This window comes from Saccharopolyspora halophila, from assembly GCF_039531955.1.
GTDB lineage: Bacteria > Actinomycetota > Actinomycetes > Mycobacteriales > Pseudonocardiaceae > Saccharopolyspora > Saccharopolyspora halophila.
In genome coordinates, this window is record NZ_BAAARA010000024.1 from 79,504 (window position 1) to 99,213 (window position 19,710).

Below are 19,710 nucleotides of genomic sequence, written 5' to 3' on the forward strand. Positions count from 1 at the left end.
TCGTTGCGGGCGCCCATCGGATGCGCGCCGGATCATGGGATGGTCGCGCAGCCGGTGGCCTGCCGCGCGCACTCGGCGAGCAGGTGCTTGGCGGTGCTGCGCTCGACGGAGGTGTTGTTGCTGATCAGGTGCAACCCGAGTCCGTCCTCCAGCGCGACCAACGTCGCAGCGATCTCGCGCACCGGCCGGGAAAGCGTGAACCGGCCCGTCGCGCGGCCGATTTCCAGCACCGCAGCGTAGAGCGCGACCTCGCGGTCGTACAAGCCAGTCATGAGCGCTGCGTGCTCGGAACTGCGGTCGGCGAGCCCGTGCATCTCGTAGAGCGCGCTGGCGACCTCGTCGTCCTGCCCGGTCGGCAGACCGGTCTCGATCGCCGCGGCGAGCTTGAGCTCGGCGTCCTCAGCCGCGTCGACGGTGTCGACCCGGTGGTGGTAGAAGCGGTCGGCCACCGTGCGGTGCACGTCGAACATCAGCTCCGCCAGCTCCGGGTAGTGGTAGAGCACCGACCCCGGCGAGACGCCCGCCGCTGCGGCGATATCTCGGATGCGGACGTTGTCGCGCCCCCGCTCGTTGATCGCCCGCAGAGCGGCGTCGATGAACTGCTCCCGTCGTGCCTGCTGTGTCCTCGTGCGCGTCACGTCCACCATTATTGATCCGTTGTTTCAGATTTTTCAATCGCTATCCAACTATTGACATGCGTCTTTGCCGAATATTTGAATCAGTGTTCAAAGTTGCTCAGCTCAAAGGAGAGCCATGCCAACGTTCACCCACGAGCAGTGGCGCGCGGCGGCCGCGGGCATCGCCCCGCGCGATTCCGCGTTCATCGGGGGCCGTTTCACCGCAGCGCTCGAGGGCGGCACCTTCCCGACCGTCGACCCCGCGACCGGTCGCACCCTCGCCGATGTCGCCGAGTGCGGTCCCGCCGACGTCGACGCCGCCGTGGCCGCAGCCCGCGAGCGCTTCGAATCCGGGACCTGGTCGTGCGCCAGTCCCGCCGAGCGCAAGCAGGTGCTCCTGCGCCTGGCCGATCTCATCGAGCAGCACAGCGCGGAACTCGCGCTGCTCGACTCGCTGGACATGGGCAAGCTCGTCACGGATGCGCACGAGATCGACGTGCCCGGAGCGGCCGGCCTGTTCCGCTGGTACGCCGAGGCGATCGACAAGGATTACGGCGAGATCGCACCGACCGGCGCGGGAGATCTGGCCCTGGTGCGCCGCGTCCCGCTCGGCGTCGTCGGCGCGGTCGTGCCGTGGAACTTCCCGCTCGACATGGCCACCTGGAAAGTGGCGCCCGCCCTGGCCGCCGGGAACTCGGTGGTGCTCAAGCCGGCCGAGCAGTCCCCGCTGTCGGCGCTGCGGCTCGCCGAGCTGGCCGCCGAAGCCGGGCTGCCCGATGGAGCTCTCAACGTGATCCCGGGCCGCGGCGAGACCGCTGGACGCGCGCTCGGCCTGCACCCGGACGTCGACTGCATCGCCTTCACCGGCTCGACCGAGGTGGGCAAGCTGTTCCTGGGCTACGCGGCCGAATCCAACCTCAAGCAGGTGTGGCCGGAGTGCGGCGGCAAGAGCCCCAACCTCGTCTTCGCCGACTGCGCCGACCTGGACGCAGCTGCCGAAGCGGCCTGCGCGGGGATCTTCTTCAACCAGGGCGAGGTCTGCTCGGCGAACTCGCGCCTGCTCGTCGCCCGCGAGATCAAGGACGACCTCGTGGCCAGGATCGCGAAGCGGGCCGCCGACTACAGGCCCGGCGACCCGCTCGACCCCGCGAGCCCGATGGGCCCGGTGGTCGATGTCGCGCACGCCGAACGGGTGGCCGGCTACATCGAGGAAGGCGCGCGCGAAGCCGAGCTGGTCACCGGCGGAGGACGGCGCGACTGCTTCGTGGAACCGACGGTCTTCGACGAGGTGGCGCCGGGCTCGCGCATCGAGCGCGAGGAGATCTTCGGGCCCGTGCTCTGCGTGACCGCCTTCGACGACGAGGCGCACGCGATCCGGCTGGCCAACGACAGCAGCTACGGCCTGGCCGCCTCGGTCTGGACCGCGGACCTCTCCCGCTCCATGCGCGTCTCCGATGCGCTGCGCGCGGGAACCGTCTCGGTCAACAACGTCGACGCGCTGAGCCCGCTGACCCCGTTCGGGGGCTTCGGCCAGTCGGGCTTCGGGCGCGATCTGTCCGCGCACGCGATCGAGAAGTTCACCGGTCTGAAGACCACGTGGATCAAGTACTGACGAACGTGCCTTCGAGCCGCCGCAACGCACCTGACCAACACCGAAGAGAATTGGGGAGCACCATGTCCGCGGAATCGAGCGCGACCGCCACCGTCGAAGAGCTGGCGAAGCGCCACCTGGTCATGAACTTCACCCCGGCGACGAGGTATCGCGACGAGACCCTGCCGATCTTCGCCCGAGGCGAGGGCTGCTACGTCTACGACGAATCGGGCAAGCGGTACTTCGACGGGCTCGCCGGGCTGTTCTGCACCCAGCTGGGCTACTCGCACGGGGCCGAGGTCGGCGAGGCCGTCGCCCGGCAGATGAGCGAACTCCCCTTCCAGACCACCTGGAGCGTCGCACACCCGCCCGCGGCGAAGCTGGCCGCGGAACTCGCCGAGCTCGCCCCCGGCGACCTGAACCGGGTCTTCCTGACCTCCAGCGGCTCGGAGTCCAATGAAGCCGCGATCAAGCTCGCCCGGCAGTACCACATCAGCCGGGGCGAGCACTCCCGGCGGAAGTTCATCGCCCGCCGGGTCGCGTACCACGGCACCAGCTTCGGAGCCATGTCGCTCAACGGCATGGTGCAGGTCCGCAAGATGTTCGAACCGCTCATGTCCGGTGTCCGGCACGTGTCGAACACCAAGCGGTACCGGCGGCCCGACCAGGAGACCGAGAAGGAGTTCACCGCGTTCCTCCTGGCCGAGCTCGACGCGCTGATCCAGCAGGAGGGCGCGGACACCATCGCGGCCATCGTCCTGGAGCCGTTGCAGAACGCCGGTGGGAGCCTCACCCCGCCCGCGGGCTACTTCCAGGGCGTGCGCGAACTCTGCGACCGGCACGGGATCCTGCTGATCGCCGACGAGGTGATCACCGGATTCGGCAGGCTCGGCGAGTGGTTCGGCTCGATCCACTACGGGTTCCAGCCCGACATCATCACCTTCGCCAAGGGGATCGCCTCGGCCTACGTCCCGCTGGGCGGGCTGATCGCCGACGACCGGATCATCGAGACCGTCCTCGATGGACCGGCCGGGATGTACAACCACGCGCTCACCTACGGCGGGCACCCGGTCGCCTGCGCCGCCGCGCTGGCCAACCTGGAGATCATGCGCCGGTTGGACGTGCTGGGCAACGTCCGGGCCACCAGCGCGACGTTCGCCACCGAACTCGAACGGCTGCGCGCGAATCCGATCGTCGGCGACATCCGCGGTGACGGCTACCACCGCAGCCTGGAGCTGGTCACCGATCCCGCCGCGAAGTCCTGGGCGGCGGAACAGCTCGACGCGACCGAGTTCGTCAACGGGCACCTGGCCCCGGCCGCTGCCGAAGCGGGCGTGTTGTGCCGCCTCGCCGTGGATTCCGAGGGCAATCCGCTGCTGCAGCTCTCGCCGCCGCTGATCGCCGATGCTGCTGCGATCGACGAGTTGGTCGGACTGGTCGAGCAGACCCTCAGCCGCGCCACCGCATCGGCCGGGATCCGGTGACCGGGCGCGAGCGTCGCGGGTAGCCGGACCGCCCCGCGGTCCGACGCGATCGCGATGTCGTTCGCGACGTCCCCGGGCTGGGTGGGCTCGAACCGGTGGGATCCGGTAGCGGGCCCGCCCGAGCACCGCCCTCCAGATGTCCTGAAATCCGGCCGCGCGGCCAGGCAGATCGAAAGGCTTCCCATGTCCCAACCACATCTGCAACGCGCCCTGGGCTTCTGGGGCGCCCTCGTCACCGGCATCGGCCTCGTGGTCGCGGCCACCACCCTGACCTCGCTGGGCAACGCCTTCGGGCTCGGCGGCCCGATGTTCGCCGTCGCGGGATTCGCAGCCCTGGTCATCACCACGCTGATCGCGTTCTCGTACTCGGAGCTGGCGACGCTGATCCCCGGTGCCGGGATGATCGGGGACTACACCGCGCCCGCCCTGGGGCGCGGTCCGGCCATCTTCGGGGTGCTCGCCGGCTACATCGTGCTGGTGGCCACGGTCGAACCGGCGGAACTCGTGGTCTCCGGGCTCGCCGCCGAGCACCTCGTCCCCGGTCTCTCCCCCACCGCGTTCGCGGTAGGGCTCACCCTGGCGTTCACCGCCGTCAACCTGGTCGGCGTCAAATCATTCGGTCGAGCCCAGGTCGTGGTGACGGGCTTGATGATCGTCGTCCTCATCGGGTTCGGCGCGCTGGGGTTGCTCGGTCTCGGGGGTGGCGACCCGCTGCCGAATCCGGCACCCGCCAACCCCGCCGGATGGGCGGGCGTGACGCAGCTCGTGGCGATTGGCGCGTACCTGTTCATCGGCATCGAGTTCATCTGCCCGATGAGCGAGGAGATCCGGAACCCGGGCCGGATCATCCCGCGAGCGATGATCACCGGCCTGGTGATCGTCTACCTGGTGGACATGGCCTTCGGATTCGCCGCGCTGCGCTACGTGGGACTCGATGAGCTCGCGAGCTCCTCGACCCCGCACCTGCTGGCCGCCGAGGGCATCGCCGGACGCACCGGGCTGGTCGTGCTCACCGCTGCGACCGTCCTGGCATCGGCGAGCTCGGTATCGGCGATCCTGGCGGCCGTGCCCCGCATGCTCTACGGGCTCGCCCGAAAGGGGATGCTCCCGCGGGCGTTCGCCTGGGTGCACCCCCGGTTCCACACACCGTGGGTATCGGTACTGGCCGTCACCGCGATCATCGTCGGATCGCTGGTCACGATCGCCGACAGCGACGCGATCCTCGACCTCGTGCTGGTGGCGACCGTCATGTGGCTGGCCTCGTACATCCTCGCCCAGATCGACGTCATCGTGCTGCGCCGCCGCTACCCGTCGGCCGCGCGTCCGTTCCGCTCCCCGCTGTTCCCGCTCCCGCAGGTGCTCGGCATCGGCGCGTGCGTCTGGATGATCATCGGGATCCACCCGGATCCCGCCACGCGCGCGACGATCTGGGCCGGCGCCGGCATCTGCACGGCGCTGATCGTCGGCTACGCCGTCATCTGGCTCAAGCTGGTCAAGAAGGAGCCGTTCTTCTCCCCGACTCCGCTGGATTCGGGCGAGGACCAGCAGACTGGAGCGACGCGTTGACCACCGGGCGCGGGATGAACGACCTCGCCGCGCGTTCCCTGCAGCAGCAGGCGTCCCCCTTCGGCCAGGCCGGTTGCAGCGTCGAGACCGGGGACCACGCGCTCGAGGTCCGCGCGCCCGGTGTCACCCTCGCGCTTCAATACCGCACCCAGCGCTACCTCTTTGCGCGCATTCACCAGCTCCGCGCCGTCGCGGAGATCATGGCCGATGGACCGGATGAACCGTGCGAGCTCCGGCTGGAGGTGCGCAACCGCAGGCACGGCACGTTCCGATGGAGCGGCGCCCCCGGTGCGGCAGGAGTCATCCACGCTCTGAACCACGAACCCTGCGCACAAGCCACGAGCGATCTCGTGAGCTCCGTCGACCTGGTCGAATGCAGCCTCCACTGGTTCCCGCACAGCAAGACCTGGCAGGTTCGCATCGAACCCTACGCCGGTAGCCAGGTACGGCTCCTGCTCCCACCGCTCCACTACATCAGCACCCTCACCGCAGCGGAAGCGGGGATAGTTGTGCGCATAGCGCGAGCAGTCTCCACGGCCCTCCGCAGCACACCCGAGCGGTCAACCACCTGACCGCAAGGAAATCCCCACGCGATCTCCGCAACGCGCCGGTCAGCAACGGCGGCGTCGCGGGCCTCGCGGCAGAGGACAACGGACCAGCCAACTTCTGACGCTTGGTCGCTGAAGCGTGCCAGTCTCACCATTCTTTACGGTGATCTTCCGGGGCTCCTGGAGCATTCGTTGCCATCGTTGCGGTGCTACCGCAGCGCACTGCGGCGTTCAAATGAGTCCCTAGCTGCAGAGGTGACAGACGAGATGGCAACGGTGTACGAACTGGACCAGACGGTGACCGATTACCAGCTCTCCCACGTGTACTGGCTGGTCAGGGCGGCCAAGCTCGCCTACTCGGACGAAGCTGAGGTTCGCGAGACGACCCGCCAGTGGGGGCTCGACCGGTGCGAGTTCTTCCACACCAAACTGGACGCGTCGTTCCCGATCGAGGACACGCAGGCGTTCGTCGCGGGCAGCGACAAGATGATCATCGTGGCATTCCGGGGAACCGAACCGGCGAACATCAAGGATTGGCTGTCCGACGCCGACGCGTTGGCCACGCCGGGACCCGCGGGCAAGGGATTCGTACACGACGGATTCAGCCGGGCACTGGATTCGATCTACCCGCAGGTGAAGGAGTCCGTGCAGAAGCTGCTGGACAACGAGCAGACACTGTGGATCACCGGGCACAGCCTCGGAGGCGCGCTGGCCATGCTGGCGTCGGCACGGATGCACTTCGAGAACCCGAATCTGCTGCCCGACGGGGTGTACACCTTCGGACAGCCGCGCACCTGCGACCGGTTGCTGGCCGCACCGTACAACGAGGCGTTCGCTTCGAGGGTCTTCCGCTTCGTCAACAACAACGACGTCGTCACACGGTGCCGCCGGAGCCGGCGTTCCACCACGTCGACGACGTGCGGTACTTCGACAGCGACGGCGTCCTGCGCGAGAAGCCCAGCTTCACCGGCGGATTCGCCGATGGCATCAAGGGCCTCACCAGTGACCCTCTCGCTCCGGGCACCGACGGCGTGCGGGACCACTTCATCGACCACTACGTCGATCTGGTGGAGAAGAACCTCTCCTGATCACCCGCGTACCTCGCCCCCGGAGATAGCTCCGGGGGCGCACGCGAAGCGCCGCACCCAGGATTGGAGCACGCGCAGAAATGCCACTGACGGCAGGCTCCCGACTCACCTGAATGATGTCTCGGAATCCGGTTATCTTGTGGGTGGGTGGTTAATCATGTGCTGATGCAGGGGATCTCGCGCTCTTCCGCGCACCGGGATCGTCGCCACACTAGAACCGCTGCTGGCGAGACTCAATGGTGCCATCAAACCCGCCACCTGGCCCGGAACCCCCGAGAACGCAGGTTCCCGCGGAGTTCGTTCCGGGAAACTGGCGCAGTGCACCTATTCCGAAGGTGCTGTATTCACCGCGGAGGCGGTCAATTGCATCAGCGGACGGGTTGATGTGCGACACCTAAGAATTCCCCGTCTAGGCCGAGTGGGGCCTGCACCGTCTACCGACGGTTGCGCACCCTCGAGGTAGGGGCTGACGCGGCACGGCACGCACCCCTGCCTCGGGGGTGTCAGCGGTCTGTGTCCTCAGTCGGTCAGCTGGTGGAGCGCCGCGCCTCGTTGGCGACGTGGATCGCCGGTGCGACCGGAAAACGCTCACCAGCCGCGAGTCCTGACATCGCTCCTGGTCAACGGGACTCAAACAGCCTCGCAGCTGGCCGCGCAGCTTTCGTTGTCGCGCTCGAAGATCGGGAAGGGGCTGGCTCTCCTCGAACAGCTCGAACGGGTTCCAGCTGGACTGAAGATCACGATCAGCGATCACGGTCTTCGCCTCGGTGACGAGCGGTACAACCGGTCCAACCCGCGATTTCATCCGTGGATCGGCCGCGTCACCGACCACCACGACCAGCACCCCTGAGGCCTTGCGGCCCGGCAACCGCCCGCCGGGCCGCAAGCCCCGTTCCCGCAACCTCGTCGCCTCGAATCGGTGTGCTCACCGATCCGACATCGACGGGTCTTCAGTCCTCGTGGGAGCGAGTGGGATCGGCCGGGTACCGCGGCGTGTCCTCCGCGCCGTCGTGCACGCCGAGCACGCCCTGCAGCTTCTCCAGCGGAACGCCCTTGGTCTCGGGCATCATCAGCAGCACCCAGACGAGCTGGCCGATCATGCACGCGAAGAAGAAGGCGAAGGCCATCCCGCCGCCGACGACCTCGGCCAGCAGCGGGAAGATCCAGGAGATGGCGGCCGCGAACCCCCAGTGGACCAGCGAGCCGAAGGCCTGCCCGCGAGCTCGGATCGAGATCGGGAAGATCTCCGAGATGAAGACCCAGATGACCGCGCCCTGCCCGAAAGCGTGCGCGGCGACGAACAGCATCACCACTACCACGACGAGCAGGCTGGCCGCGCCGGAGAACCCATCCCGGTGGCTGAGGAAGATCGCCGCGAGAAGGCCCAGGGTGACCAGGTAGCCGAAGGACCCGACGAGCATCAGCTTGCGCCGTCCGAACCGGTCGATCACCAGGAGCGCGAGCATCGTCGAGATCAGGTTGATCGCACCGACCCCGCCGCTGCTGAGGAACGAGGCGCTCTCCCCCATTCCAGCGGAGGCGAAGATCGAAGGCGCGTAGTAGAGGACCGCGTTGATCCCGGAGAGCTGGTTGAACGCCGCGATCGCGAACGCGAGCAGGATGACCTTGCGATGGGAGCGCGTGAAGAACTTCGCGCCGCTCTCCGCACCGTCGGTCTCGATCGCCTCGGCGATCTCCTCGTGGACCTCGCGCGCCTCGTCCGGGCCGGCGGTGAGAGCCGCGATCACGCGATCGGCTTCGGCGACCCGTCCCACCTTCATGAGCCACCGCGGGCTCTCCGGCACCAGCACCAGCAGGAGCACGAACGCGAGCGCGGGCAGCGCCTCGATGCCGAACATCCACCGCCAGGCCGTCGCTTCGGGCGCCAGGTGAAGCACGACGTAGTTCGACAGGTAGGCCAGCAGGATGCCCAGCACGATGTTGAACTGGAACAACCCCACCATCCGGCCGCGGATCTTGGGCGGGGAGACCTCGGCGTTGTAGATCGGTGCGACCGCGGCGGCCGCGCCGACGCCGAGGCCGCCGACGAAGCGCAGCACCATGAACGACACCCACTCGGGTGCGAGCGCGGAGCCGAGAGCCGACACCACGTAGAGGATCCCGATCGCGTAGAGGACCTTCTTGCGCCCGAACAGATCGGCCGGTTTCCAGATACCGGTCGCCGCGGCGCCGACGATGGTGCCGATCAGGGCCGTCGCGACGGTGAATCCCAGACCGCCCGCGCTCAGCGAGAACACCCGCTGCAGCGCGTCGGTGGTGCCCGAGATCACCGCGGTGTCGAAGCCGAACAGCAGGCCGCCGAGCGCCGCGATGACGGCGCTGCGCAGCACGAGATGTCCGCGGGCGGGACCACCCGCCCGGGTCGGTGCATTCGTCATGCCGGAAATCCTTCCTCCGTACGGGACTGAGCCTCCAGGCCGTGCTCGGACGTCGCGCTCCGCCGCAGCAGGCGGAGTGCGGCGGGAACTGGAACTCGGGCGCCGACGCGGGCCGGACGCCCCACCGCGGTCACGCGAGCACCACTTCGATCTCGGCCTCGTTGAGCTCGGCCACGGCCTGCTCGTCGAGACCGTCGTCGGTCACCAGCACGTCCATCTCCTCCAGGGCGGCGAATCGCGCGAACTGGTCGTCGCCGTACTTGCTGTGATCGCTGAGCAGCACGCGGCGTCGGCACGCGCGGATCATCGCCGACTTCACCGCGGATTCGGCGGTGTCCGGTGTGGTGCACCCGCGCGCTGCGGAGAACCCGTTCGTCCCGAAGAACCCGATGTCCACGGTCAAACCGGCGAGGACTTCCAGCGCCCAGGACTCGACCGTCGCGAGCGTCGTGCCGCGGACCCGACCGCCCAGCACGTGCAGGTTGGCGTGGTTGCGACCGGCGAGCTGCGACGCGGCGGACAACGAGTTGGTGACGATGGTCAGATCGCGCCCCTGCGGCAGCAGGGCCGCCAGGCGGCCGGTCGTGGTACCCGCGTCGAGCAGCACGGTCCCGCGCTGGGGCACCAGGTCGAGCGCGGCGCGAGCGATCCGGTCCTTCTCGTCCGCGCGCGTCCGGTCGCGCTGGTTGACCCCGGGTTCGAAGTCCAACCGCTCCAGCAGCACCGCACCGCCGTAGACCCGGCGGATCAGGCCTCGCCGCTCCAGAGCGGCCAGATCGCGCCGGATGGTCTCGGGCGCCACCCCGAACTCCTCGGATGCGGTGGTGACGTCGAGCCGCCCGTTCGAACGCGCCTGCTGCGCGAGCAGCTGTTGCCGTTCCGCACCGTACATGCCCGTTTCCCTCCGGTGCACTTTTGATGTTGCCTGATTTTGACTGCTGTTGCTCAGTTGTCAAGCCTCGTGGACGCGGCAGTTTCGCGACGGCGGAGACCGCGCGGCCGTTTCCGAGATCTTGACAATCCGTCAACAACTCGCACAATCAGTCATCACCAAGCACAGACCGGAGACAACCGGGCATCGACAAGGTGGGCCTCGCTCGCCGATCCCGGTCCGCACCGCAGCGGGAGGTGGACTCGATCCCGGCGAACTCCGACGCGCTTCCCGGAGTCCCCGCCGGATGTCCTGCATCCCCCGACCGCAGCCCTGAGAACACCGGCACGACGCGCCCCTCCGCGAGCGCGCCACGTCCGACGACCCCCACCAGTACCGAGACCCGCAGCAGGGCAACACCACCAACTCCCGCCTCCCCGAACGGGCGGCAGGAACACCGAGGAGGTACCGATGCAGCACTCCGGCACCGGGGACGCCACCAACCCGCGTCCTCCCCAGCGACGAGCTCTCGGGCGCCGCAACTTCCTCGCCGGGGCCGGCGCCCTGGTCGGCATCGGAGCGGCGGGCCTCCCGCCGTTATCCGCGAACACCCGCGCCTGGGCGGCGGGGACCGCTGACGAGACCCCGCAGTGGCGGCCGTCGGTGTGCTTCACCCCGGAGCGCAACTGGATGAACGACCCGAACGGCATGGTGTACTTCCGAGGCGAGTACCACTTGTTCTTCCAGCACAACCCGTACGGCGACCAGTGGGGCAACATGTCCTGGGGGCACGCGGTCAGCACCGACCTCGTGCGCTGGGACGAGCTGCCGGTGGCGATGGAACCCGATGAGCTGGGAGCCATCTTCTCCGGCTGCGCGGTGGTCGACCACCACGACACCAGCGGTTTCTTCGGCGGGCGCCCCGGTCTGGTCGCGCTCTACACCAGTGCGGGCGATACCCAGCAGCAGAGCCTGGCATACAGCGACGACCGCGGCCGCACCTGGACCAAGTACGCGGGCAACCCGGTCATCCCCAACTCCGGCGAGGCGGACTTCCGCGATCCGAAGGTCTTCTGGCACGCGGCGACCGGCAAGTGGGTCATGTCGCTGGCCGTGGGCGATCGCATCCGGTTCTACGACTCACCGGATCTCGTGCACTGGCAGCAGCTCAGCGAGTTCGGCGCGAATCACGGCTCGCACGACGGTGTCTGGGAATGCCCCGACCTGTTCCAGCTGCCCGTGGACGGCGACCCCGACAACGGCAAGTGGGTGCTCATCGTCAGCATCAACCCCGGCGGTCCGGCGGGTGGCTCGGGCATGCAGTACTTCCTGGGCGAGTTCGACGGCACCACCTTCAACGCGGACGACTCGCCCAGCGACGTGCGGTGGGTCGATGGAGGAGCCGACTTCTACGCCGCGGTTTCCTGGTCCGATGTCCCGGACGGCCGCCGGTTGTGGGTGGGCTGGATGAGCAACTGGAGCTACGCCGCCGACATCCCGACCTCGCCGTGGCGCGGCGGCATGTCCGTCCCGCGCCAGCTGGAGCTGATCTCCACCGCAGCAGGCCCCCAGCTCGCGCAACAGCCGGTCGCCGAGCTGACCAGGGCGCGCAGCAATCGGCGAACCTGGAGCGGCGCGGTCACCGAGCAGGACGGGGCCCCCGAGTTCGCGGGCGCGGTGCTCGACGTCGTCGCCGAGTTCCAGCTGGCAGGGGCGACGGCGACCTCGTTCGGGTTCGACGTCTTCGCCGACGACTCCCACCGCACCCGCATCGGCTACGACCTCACCGCCGGTGAGCTGTTCGTGGACCGAACCGCCTCCGGTGAGACGGCGGTCCACGCCGAGTTCCCGGCGCGGCACACCGCGGCGGTGTCCCCGACCGGAGACACCCTCCGGATCCGAGTGGTGCTCGACCGGGCCAACGTGCAGGTGTTCGGCGACCGCGGCCAGGCGGTGCTCACTGACCTGGTCTTCCCGGACGCCGGAAGCGATCGGGTCCGCGCGTTCGCCGCGGGCGGCCGAGTCGAGGTGCGATCGCTGGAGATCTACGACCTCGACGCGTGATCACCCGGCGGCATCGCCCGATCGCGGGCGGCGCCGCCGGCGCGCGATCGGGAGCCTTCTTCCAACCGCGCGGGGCAGGCGGTCCTGCTCAGGCGGGGATCTCGTGGGTGTAGGCCCGCCGCCCGCGCGGCGCCGCGTGCGGCGGGCCACCTCGGCAAACCTCCGGTCGGCGTCCCGGACACCTCAGGTCGTGCGTTGCGCACGCGAATCCAGGAAGGCTTCGACCTGCTCGACCACGAACGCGTGGTCCTCGGCTTGGGGAAGCCCGGACACCCCCACCGTGCCCACCGGGCCGACACCGATCACGATCACCGGAAACACCCCTCCGTGGGCCGCGTACTCGGCGGGGTCGAGCCGGGAGGCCTCCTCGAACGTCTTGCCGCGCACCCGGAACGAGGTGCCCACGTAGTAGGAGCTGTGCCCGTAGCGGTCCACCACGCGGCTCTTGCGCTCGATCCACGCGTCGTTGTCCGGCGCGGTGCCGGGCAGCGCGGCGTGGAAGAGCCGCTGCTGCCCGCGCCGCACCGAGACCACCACCGGCAGCTCCCGCTCCCGCGCGGCCTCCAGCAGGAACGTGCCCAACGCCAGCGCCACGTCGTTGTCGAACCGGGTGAACTGCAGCCGTTCCTCCTCCGCAGCCAACGTCGCCAGCAGTTCCGCGCTCATACCGCGACCACCTCCCCGGTGCGGGCCGACTCGAAGGCCGCCTCGATGATCTCCAACACGCGAACCGCCGATTCCGGGCCGACGGGCAGCGGGCCGCCCTCGGTCAGGGCGGTCACCAGCTGCGCGTAGAAGTTCGAGTACGCGCCCGGCTCCCCGGGCACCACCTCGGTCTCGCCGAGCACGCCCAGCGCCCCCGGGTTGCGCAGGCCCTCGGGGCTGCGACCTGCGGCCAGGGCTTCCTCCTGACCGTCCAGCCCCTCGCTGACGTAGGCCGACCGGGAGCCCAGCACGCGGAACCGCGGTCCGTGCTGCGCGGCGGTGGAACTGCACCACAGGTGCGACCGGACTCCGCTGCGGTGGGTCAGCGCCACGAACACGTCGTCGTCGACCTCGACGCCGGGGCGCCGCAAGTCGACTTCGGCGTACACCCGCGCTACCGGACCGAACAGCTCGACGGCCTGGTCGACGAGATGCGCGCCGAGGTCGTAGAGGACACCACCCGCCTCCTCGGGCGCGCCGAACTCGCGCCAGTTGTCCCAGACGTCCGGCATCCACCGCTCGAAGCGGGACTCGAACCGCGCGACGTCGCCCAGCGCGCCCTCCTCGAGCAGCGCGCGCACGGTGCGGAAATCGCTGTCCCATCGACGGTTCTGGAAAACGGTCAGCGGAACACCGGACGATTCAGCAGCTTTCAGGACGCGCTGCGCGCCGTCGGCCGTCGCGGCGAACGGCTTGTCCACCACGACCGGCACGCCGGCGTCGATCGCCTCCAGGGCGAACCGGACGTGCGTGCTGTTCGGCGTGGCGATCACCACCAGGTCCAGCCCGGAGGCGAACAGGTCGGCAGCGCTGTCGAGCAACCGCGCCTCGGGATGAGCAGCCCGCGCGTGCGCGCGGCGCTCGGCATCGCGCGTGACGATCGCCGACAGCTCCAGGCCTGGCGTCGCTTCGATCAGCGGCGCGTGAAAAACCCGCCCGGCGATCCCGTAACCGAGCAGTCCAGTCCGAAGGGTCATGGCGGCGAAATTACGCAACAGTGTTTCGTAATGTCAAACCGTGCCATAATCCCGCCCGTGCCGAACTTGCGCTACCTGCGCGGCTACAACGATGCCGTCGTCCTGGAGCACGCCCGATCGGGCTCCTTGACGCGGGGCGAGCTGGCCGAGCGCACCGGGCTGACGCCGCAGGCGGTCTCCAAGATCGTCAACCGCCTCGTCACCGACGGGCTGCTCACCAGATCCGGCAGCCGCAACGTCGGCGTCGGCAAACCCCGCACGCTGCTGTCGCTGGTCCCCGACAGCAGGCTCGCGCTCGGAGCGCAGGTGGAGCGCGACGAGCTGCGCGTCGTGCTCACCGACCTCACCGGGGCGATCGTCGACCGCGCCACCGCGCCGCTACCGCCGTCCTTCGACCCGGCGACCTTCGTCGACGTGCTCGCCGGGCTCGTGGAGAAGCTGGGCGCCGACGACCGCGTCCTCGGACTCGGCATCGGGTTCCTCGGGCCGCTCGACCACCGCACCGGGGTGATCCACTACCCGACCAACCTCGCCGCCTGGCAGGACGTCCCGCTGCGCGCGCTGGCCGAGCAGCGGCTCGGGCTGCCCGTGGTGGTCGACAAGGACACCACCGCCGCGGTCCTCGCCGAGAGCTGGCGGCGAGGCGAGCAGCTGCGCGACGCCGCGCTCGTCTTCGTGGGCACCGGCATCGGCATCGGCCTGCTGCTCGACGGGAGGGTGCACCGCGGCCCGCGCTCCAACGCCGGCGAGCTCGGGCACACCACCGTCCAGCTCGACGGCCCGCCGTGCGCGTGCGGCCGCACCGGCTGCGTGGAGGCGGTTCACAACCGCGCGCTCACCGACGACGAGCCTGCGTTCGCGGCTTCGGTACTGGCGACGGCCGTCGCGGACCTGGTGCAGCTGCTCGACATCGACCACGTCGTCCTGGCCGGCCGAGCGGTGCTGGCCGCGCCGGAGCTGTACTTGACCAGCGTGCGCGCGACGACGACCCAGGACGCGCGCCTGCCGGCCGAGATCGAGGTCACCTCGCTCGGCGACGACCTGGTCGCCGCGGGTGCCGCGATGCTCGTGCTCAACGAGTTCTACGGACGCCCGCGCTGAAGGGGCGAGCCCTCGGGCAGTTCGGACGGGCATCTCTCGCGATCGAGGAGCAGGATGCCGCTTCTCGGATCTCCCTCGTTCCCTTCGCCGACTCGCGAGTGGCGCCGCAGGAAGGCCGCGACGATTCAGGCGGCATCGAAGTCCGAATCAGACGGTCGAGATCGCCTGGTCGGCCAGGGCTTTCGCGCGCCGTCCCCGCCAGCCCGTTGCCGATCGACCGCACTGCCAGAAATGTCCGAACTCTAACGCTGCGGTGGCGCCACGCGTAGGACTCGAGCGCGGCACGCCGAGCGTGCGGCACATCCACACAATGCTGCAGTTGGCCTTCTCCGCCTCGATCAGTGCGCAGCGTTGGTTCAGTCCTGCGTCCGGGCGAACAGGGCCGCTGCTCTTTCAGCAACTCGGTTTCCACGCGCAGACGGGATACCTCGGCTTCCAGCTCGCTCAACCGGGCACGCTCGGCAGCGCTGATCTCAGGTTCGGATCCAGGGTCGTCGTGCGCCAGACATGCACTCAACTACCCAAGGCCCCGGGGTTGACCTCCAGCTCCCGAGTCACCTCGGGTACCGGGCGGCCGGTGGAGATCACCAGCTGCACCGCCTCGGCCTTGAACTGGGACGGAATTTGCGACGTTTCTCCGGCACGGACTCATCCGCTCAATCGAGAGGCCCCGCCCAAGATCCTTACTGCACGTCACCAACCGTCGCCGTAATAGCGTCTACCGGAACTGATCTTATGCTGCCCTCATTCCGCAGGCCACATTGAGTTTCGTCGAACTGCACCTCCCGGCCGCGGGGATTGGCAGCGGGCAGATGCCCTCGGAAGGCTCGCACGAGATGACTTGACCCCAGCCGCCCGGGAGGCGAACCACGCGCGGGAGGGCAGGGCCGCTCGATCTGTCTTGCGAATCCCTTCGGCCCGCTCAACTCGTAGCGGCGGGCCTCGTGCGATGCCGGCTATCCCACGAGCCACATCGCTGCCAGGACTCCCGGGGATCGCGGCGCCGAAACCGCTGAACGCGTGCACGACGGCTGCGATCACCGAGCGCCGTCCCTCGGTTCCGGAGATCAGCCGAACCACGTGCGGGCTGAACGCGCAGTACGTGAACAGCGCGCTGCCCGCACCGATGCTCAACCCCGCGCGGGTCTCCTCGCCGGGGCCCGAAGCCGCGAGGGCCGCACCGGTCAACGCGCCGAGCAGGAACGCCCCGGCCAGGCTGACCACGAGCTCGTCCCACCGCAGCACGCCGTCGTCGTCCGGGCGAACTCGTTGCACGAGCATTCGCAGCAGCGTCCCGCCGACGCCGCCGAGGAGCATCGCAAGGGTGTTCGTCATCGCACCGCCTCGAACTGGTATCTCGTTATCTCGTCAGCAATCGTCCTTCTCGCTGCCGACCAATTGAGGCGCATCTTTCCCCGAGTCGCACCGAGAGCGGGTGCCCGTCCCTTTTTCGGATGAACAGCGGGCCGCATCATCCAGAACAAGCGCAAGAGATTCACTTCTCGCTTTTCGCGCGGCATCCCCTCATGAGGCCTAAGGTGTCCTTTGCCGATCGCAATAACGCGGCGGCTGGGCAAGGACCTGGTTGGGAGGGGAGCTTCGATGGCTGAGCAACCACAACGCAGGAAAGGTTATCGCGAAGGGCTCGGGGGAGAAATGCTTGCCGAGTTCCTCGGCACCTTCGTGCTGATCCTGCTGGGCTGCGCCTCGGTCGCGGTCGCCGTCGCCGGACTGCCCGGCTCGGGGCGGCAAGCAGACGCCTTCGGTGCGGCGAACTGGCTCATCATCGTGTTCGGCTGGGGATTCGGGGTGGTCTTCGGCGTCTACGTCGCAGGCGGCGTCAGCGGTGCGCACATCAACCCGGCTGTGACGCTCGCGTTCGCCGTGCGCAGGGGATTCTCCTGGCTGAAGGTCGTGCCGTACATGATCGCCCAGGTCGCGGGCGCCTTCGTCGCCGCCGCCCTGGTGTATTCCGTGTACAGCTGGGCCATCGACGCGTTCAACGCCCAGGCAGGTGTGGGTCGAGCCCAATCCCTGGACACGTTCGCGATCTTCGCGACGTTCCCCGCGGAGTACTTCGGCGGATCGTGGTGGGGTCCGCTGCTGGATCAAATCGTGGGAACAGCAGTTCTGGTGATGCTCATCTGCGCGCTCATCGATTCGCGCAACACAGCTCCGACGGCCAACCTCGGTCCGTTCCTGATCGGCATGGTGGTCACCACCGTCGGTTTGACCTTCGGCCCCAACGCCGGATACGCCATCAACCCGGCGCGCGATTTCGGCCCTCGCCTTTGGGCGTATTTCACCGGATGGGGGGATATAGCCCTGCCCGGGACGTATGAATGGTTCAGCTTCTACTTCTGGATCCCCATCGTGGGCCCGCTCATCGGGGGCGTGGTCGGTGCGATCGTCTACGACCTGTTCATCGGGCACGTGGTCGCGGCCCGCGTGGCGGGCCCGGAACCGGGACGAACCACCGATGCGGAGCCGAGTTCCGAGTGACCTCCCGCGGTTGATTGCCCGGCCGTCGCGCCGCTCCGCCGCCGCAGGAGGTCCACCACCGGTCTCGGTGCGGCGCGTCAGCGCTGGTGCGGGGGCAGCGGGAACGGCTCCATCGGCTGGTCGTCGGCGGTGAGATCGATGCCGAAGTCCTTCGCCCACACCATCCGGGTGTCGGCCAGGACGTTCTCGGTGTTCTCGTCCAGCTCGAACACCCGCGCGCCGCGCAGCCGGTTCCGCTCGGCGCCGGACAGGCCGTAGGTGCCGAACCCGGCGTTGCCGGCGTAGCCGAGCAGCACCCCGTAGTAGTCGCCCGCGTAGGTGTTCACGTGGTCGTGCCCGCAGAAGACGCCCTTGACGTCTCCGCGGTCGAGGATCGCGGAGAACATCCCGCTGTTGAACGGGCCCGGGCACTCGTCCTCGTTCCGCTCGCCGACGATGCCGTGCCGGTCCACCCCGCGCGCGTGGTCGGCGGCGGTGCGGCCGTCAACGCTGCCCCACCACATGAACCGGTACTCCCACAGCGGGATGTGGATGAACAGCAGCGCCGGCACCAGCCGTCCGGCTTCGCGTTCGACCTCCCTCGAGGTCTGGGTGTACCACTCGATCTGGTTCATCCGGATCCAGTCCCAGTCGGGATAGCCCTCGATGTCCTGACCGGCGATCTCCTCGGGCGCGTAACGTCCGCTGTCGATCAGGAACAGGTTGAACTTCGGGTCCGAGGTCCGCGAGCCCTGGATCAGCAGGCTGTTGTTCGCGGTGCCGGTAACGGCGTCCGGGCTCGGCTGGTTCCGGTTGCACGGGTAGGACCGGTAGAAGTCGAGCTGGTCCGCCTCGGCCATCCCGCCCTGCGGCGTCGAGTCCTCGTCGTGGTTGCCGAAGGTGATCGCCCAGGGGATCTTCCTGTCCTCCATCGGCCGCACCACGTTGTTCATCGCTTGCTTCATCTCGAGCTCGGACTCGCAGCCGCCGGCGATGTTGTCGCCGTTCATCACGACGAAGTCGGGCTGCTCGGAGTCCAGGACCTTCTCCATGAGCTCGACCGTGCGGCGATCGGTCTGCTCGTCGTCCTGGGTGTCGTTGAACTGGACGATCTTGCAGGTCCCGTCCGGGCGGAACTTCAGCGGTGCGTTCCGCTGCTGCTGCGCCACCGCCGACTGGGGCGCGACGACGGCACCGGTCGTTGCGAGCGCGGCCGCGGCACCGAGCTTGAACGCGTCGCGGCGCGCGAGCCCGGACCGCGCGGCGGAGGAATCGGAACCGGTCGTGGACGGGTTCTGCGCGGTCATGATCACCTTCACCGTCGAGGGTCGAAGCCGCTCGCGGTTCGATGCGGCGGCCAGTCGACGCTAGTCAGCAGGCCGCTGATCGGGCCACGTAGCGCCGATGAACCGCGCATGACGGATCGCGGACGACTTCGTGTCGTCCGCCCCAGTGGCGAGGGCACATTCCGACGAGCCGGCCGCCGCGCACCGGCACGCTCGTCGTCTGAGCAGCGCGCGAATTCCAGCCCGACGGTCGGGGAAACAAACGCGAGATGATTCTTCGCGGAATCGGTTCTCGCGCAGCAGTCCTGGGGTCAAGCGCCGTCCGAGGCCCCTCGGGACCGGACTCGGACGGCGCTTCCGATCACCCGAACTGACCGGGCTGGTAATCGCCGGCGGGCATCTGGAGCACGACGTTGCCGCGGTTGAACGCGTTGATGAGGGTGATGGCGCCCACCAGCGCGGCGAGCTGGTCCTCGTCGTAGTGCTCGGCGGCGTTCGCCCAGACCTCGTTCGGAACGCCACCGGCCGCATCGGCGATGCGCGTGGCCTCCTCGGTCAGCTCCAGCGCCGCGCGCTCGGCCTCGGTGAACCTGGTCGCCTCCCGCCAGGACGCGACCAGGTTGAGGCGCTCAGCTGACTCCCCGAGCTGCAAGGCGTCCTTGAAGTGCATGTCGGTGCAGAAACCGCAGCCGTTGATCTGGCTGGCGCGGAGGTTCACCAGCTCCTGCGTCGACGCCGGCAAGGTCGAATCCTCGAGCTCCTTCGCCGCGGCGATGATGTGCTTGAAGACCTTGCCCAGGACCGGGCTGGCAAAGGGGTTCAGGCGAGGTTCCATTGTGGTGTGCTCCCTTACCGTCGTCTGGCGTTTGCACCCCCTTGACGCGTCGGGCCGGCGAGTTGTGACAGGGCATCATGCGACGTGAGCTTCCGCG

Annotated in this window: 17 protein-coding genes; 8 read left to right on the top strand and 9 right to left on the bottom strand. The window is 68.8% G+C overall.

What is annotated here, in order from left to right; all coding sequences use genetic code 11:
- Positions 1 to 32: 32 nt before the first annotated feature.
- Positions 33 to 638 (bottom strand): TetR/AcrR family transcriptional regulator, encoded by a 606-nt coding sequence (locus ABD289_RS24240; protein WP_344137601.1) that lies wholly within the window; start codon positions 636 to 638, stop codon positions 33 to 35.
- 115 nt (positions 639 to 753) lie between these two features.
- On the opposite strand from ABD289_RS24240, the gene ABD289_RS24245 reads away from it, so the two are divergent.
- From ABD289_RS24245 to ABD289_RS24265, 5 genes are all read left to right on the top strand, one after another.
- The gene (locus ABD289_RS24245) at positions 754 to 2,229 is read left to right on the top strand and encodes an aldehyde dehydrogenase (protein WP_344137604.1); all 1,476 of its coding nucleotides are present in this window, start codon (positions 754 to 756) and stop codon (positions 2,227 to 2,229) included.
- 62 nt (positions 2,230 to 2,291) lie between these two features.
- The gene (locus ABD289_RS24250; protein ID WP_344137607.1) at positions 2,292 to 3,692 is read left to right on the top strand and encodes an aspartate aminotransferase family protein; all 1,401 of its coding nucleotides are present in this window, start codon (positions 2,292 to 2,294) and stop codon (positions 3,690 to 3,692) included.
- 183 nt (positions 3,693 to 3,875) lie between these two features.
- Positions 3,876 to 5,258, top strand: coding sequence for an APC family permease (locus tag ABD289_RS24255; protein ID WP_344137610.1), 1,383 nt, complete (start codon positions 3,876 to 3,878; stop codon positions 5,256 to 5,258).
- Positions 5,255 to 5,830 carry a DUF3156 family protein gene (locus tag ABD289_RS24260; protein WP_344137613.1) on the top strand — a complete coding sequence of 192 codons (576 nt, stop codon included), beginning with the start codon at positions 5,255 to 5,257 and terminating at the stop codon, positions 5,828 to 5,830. Before ABD289_RS24255 ends, ABD289_RS24260 begins: the two co-directional genes overlap by 4 nt.
- A 243-nt stretch (positions 5,831 to 6,073) precedes the next feature.
- Complete coding sequence (locus ABD289_RS24265; protein WP_344137616.1) at positions 6,074 to 7,060, top strand: lipase family protein; 987 nt, start codon at positions 6,074 to 6,076, stop codon at positions 7,058 to 7,060.
- Between the two features lie 784 nt (positions 7,061 to 7,844).
- Here ABD289_RS24265 and ABD289_RS24270 read toward each other — a convergent pair.
- Together ABD289_RS24270 and ABD289_RS24275 are read right to left on the bottom strand one after the other, a co-directional pair.
- On the bottom strand, positions 7,845 to 9,293 hold the full coding sequence (locus ABD289_RS24270) for a sugar porter family MFS transporter (RefSeq protein ID WP_344137620.1): 1,449 nt from the start codon (positions 9,291 to 9,293) through the stop codon (positions 7,845 to 7,847).
- A 130-nt stretch (positions 9,294 to 9,423) separates the two neighbouring features.
- The gene (locus tag ABD289_RS24275) at positions 9,424 to 10,185 is read right to left on the bottom strand and encodes a DeoR/GlpR family DNA-binding transcription regulator (RefSeq protein WP_344137623.1); all 762 of its coding nucleotides are present in this window, start codon (positions 10,183 to 10,185) and stop codon (positions 9,424 to 9,426) included.
- A 450-nt stretch (positions 10,186 to 10,635) separates the two neighbouring features.
- Between ABD289_RS24275 and ABD289_RS24280 the strand changes: the two genes are divergently transcribed.
- Complete coding sequence (locus ABD289_RS24280) at positions 10,636 to 12,228, top strand: glycoside hydrolase family 32 protein (RefSeq protein ID WP_344137626.1); 1,593 nt, start codon at positions 10,636 to 10,638, stop codon at positions 12,226 to 12,228.
- A 183-nt stretch (positions 12,229 to 12,411) separates the two neighbouring features.
- Here ABD289_RS24280 and ABD289_RS24285 read toward each other — a convergent pair whose 3' ends face one another.
- Both ABD289_RS24285 and ABD289_RS24290 read right to left on the bottom strand, forming a co-directional pair.
- Positions 12,412 to 12,894 (bottom strand): heme-degrading domain-containing protein, encoded by a 483-nt coding sequence (locus tag ABD289_RS24285; RefSeq protein ID WP_344137630.1) that lies wholly within the window; start codon positions 12,892 to 12,894, stop codon positions 12,412 to 12,414.
- Positions 12,891 to 13,910, bottom strand: a complete 1,020-nt coding sequence (locus tag ABD289_RS24290) for a Gfo/Idh/MocA family protein (RefSeq protein WP_344137633.1) — start codon at positions 13,908 to 13,910, stop codon at positions 12,891 to 12,893. The genes ABD289_RS24285 and ABD289_RS24290 overlap by 4 nt, the downstream gene beginning before the upstream one ends.
- A gap of 57 nt (positions 13,911 to 13,967) precedes the next feature.
- Between ABD289_RS24290 and ABD289_RS24295 the strand changes: the two genes are divergently transcribed.
- A complete protein-coding gene (locus ABD289_RS24295; RefSeq protein ID WP_344137636.1) occupies positions 13,968 to 15,011 on the top strand; it encodes an ROK family transcriptional regulator in 1,044 nt (347 codons plus the stop codon).
- Positions 15,012 to 15,524: 513 nt separating this feature from the next.
- Here the strand turns inward: ABD289_RS24295 and ABD289_RS25430 are convergent.
- On the bottom strand, positions 15,525 to 15,635 hold the full coding sequence (locus tag ABD289_RS25430) for a transposase (RefSeq protein ID WP_425564774.1): 111 nt from the start codon (positions 15,633 to 15,635) through the stop codon (positions 15,525 to 15,527).
- 120 nt (positions 15,636 to 15,755) lie between these two features.
- Entirely contained in the window at positions 15,756 to 16,346 is a 591-nt protein-coding gene (locus ABD289_RS24300; RefSeq protein WP_344137639.1) for a CrcB family protein, read from the bottom strand.
- 267 nt (positions 16,347 to 16,613) lie between these two features.
- Between ABD289_RS24300 and ABD289_RS24305 the strand changes: the two genes are divergently transcribed.
- Positions 16,614 to 17,513, top strand: coding sequence for an MIP/aquaporin family protein (locus ABD289_RS24305; RefSeq protein WP_344137642.1), 900 nt, complete (start codon positions 16,614 to 16,616; stop codon positions 17,511 to 17,513).
- A gap of 77 nt (positions 17,514 to 17,590) precedes the next feature.
- Here the strand turns inward: ABD289_RS24305 and ABD289_RS24310 are convergent, their stop codons facing one another.
- Together ABD289_RS24310 and ABD289_RS24315 are read right to left on the bottom strand one after the other, a co-directional pair.
- Complete coding sequence (locus tag ABD289_RS24310) at positions 17,591 to 18,799, bottom strand: metallophosphoesterase family protein (RefSeq protein WP_344137645.1); 1,209 nt, start codon at positions 18,797 to 18,799, stop codon at positions 17,591 to 17,593.
- A 340-nt stretch (positions 18,800 to 19,139) separates the two neighbouring features.
- Positions 19,140 to 19,613 (bottom strand): carboxymuconolactone decarboxylase family protein, encoded by a 474-nt coding sequence (locus tag ABD289_RS24315; protein WP_344137648.1) that lies wholly within the window; start codon positions 19,611 to 19,613, stop codon positions 19,140 to 19,142.
- Between the last annotated feature and the right edge of the window lie 97 nt (positions 19,614 to 19,710).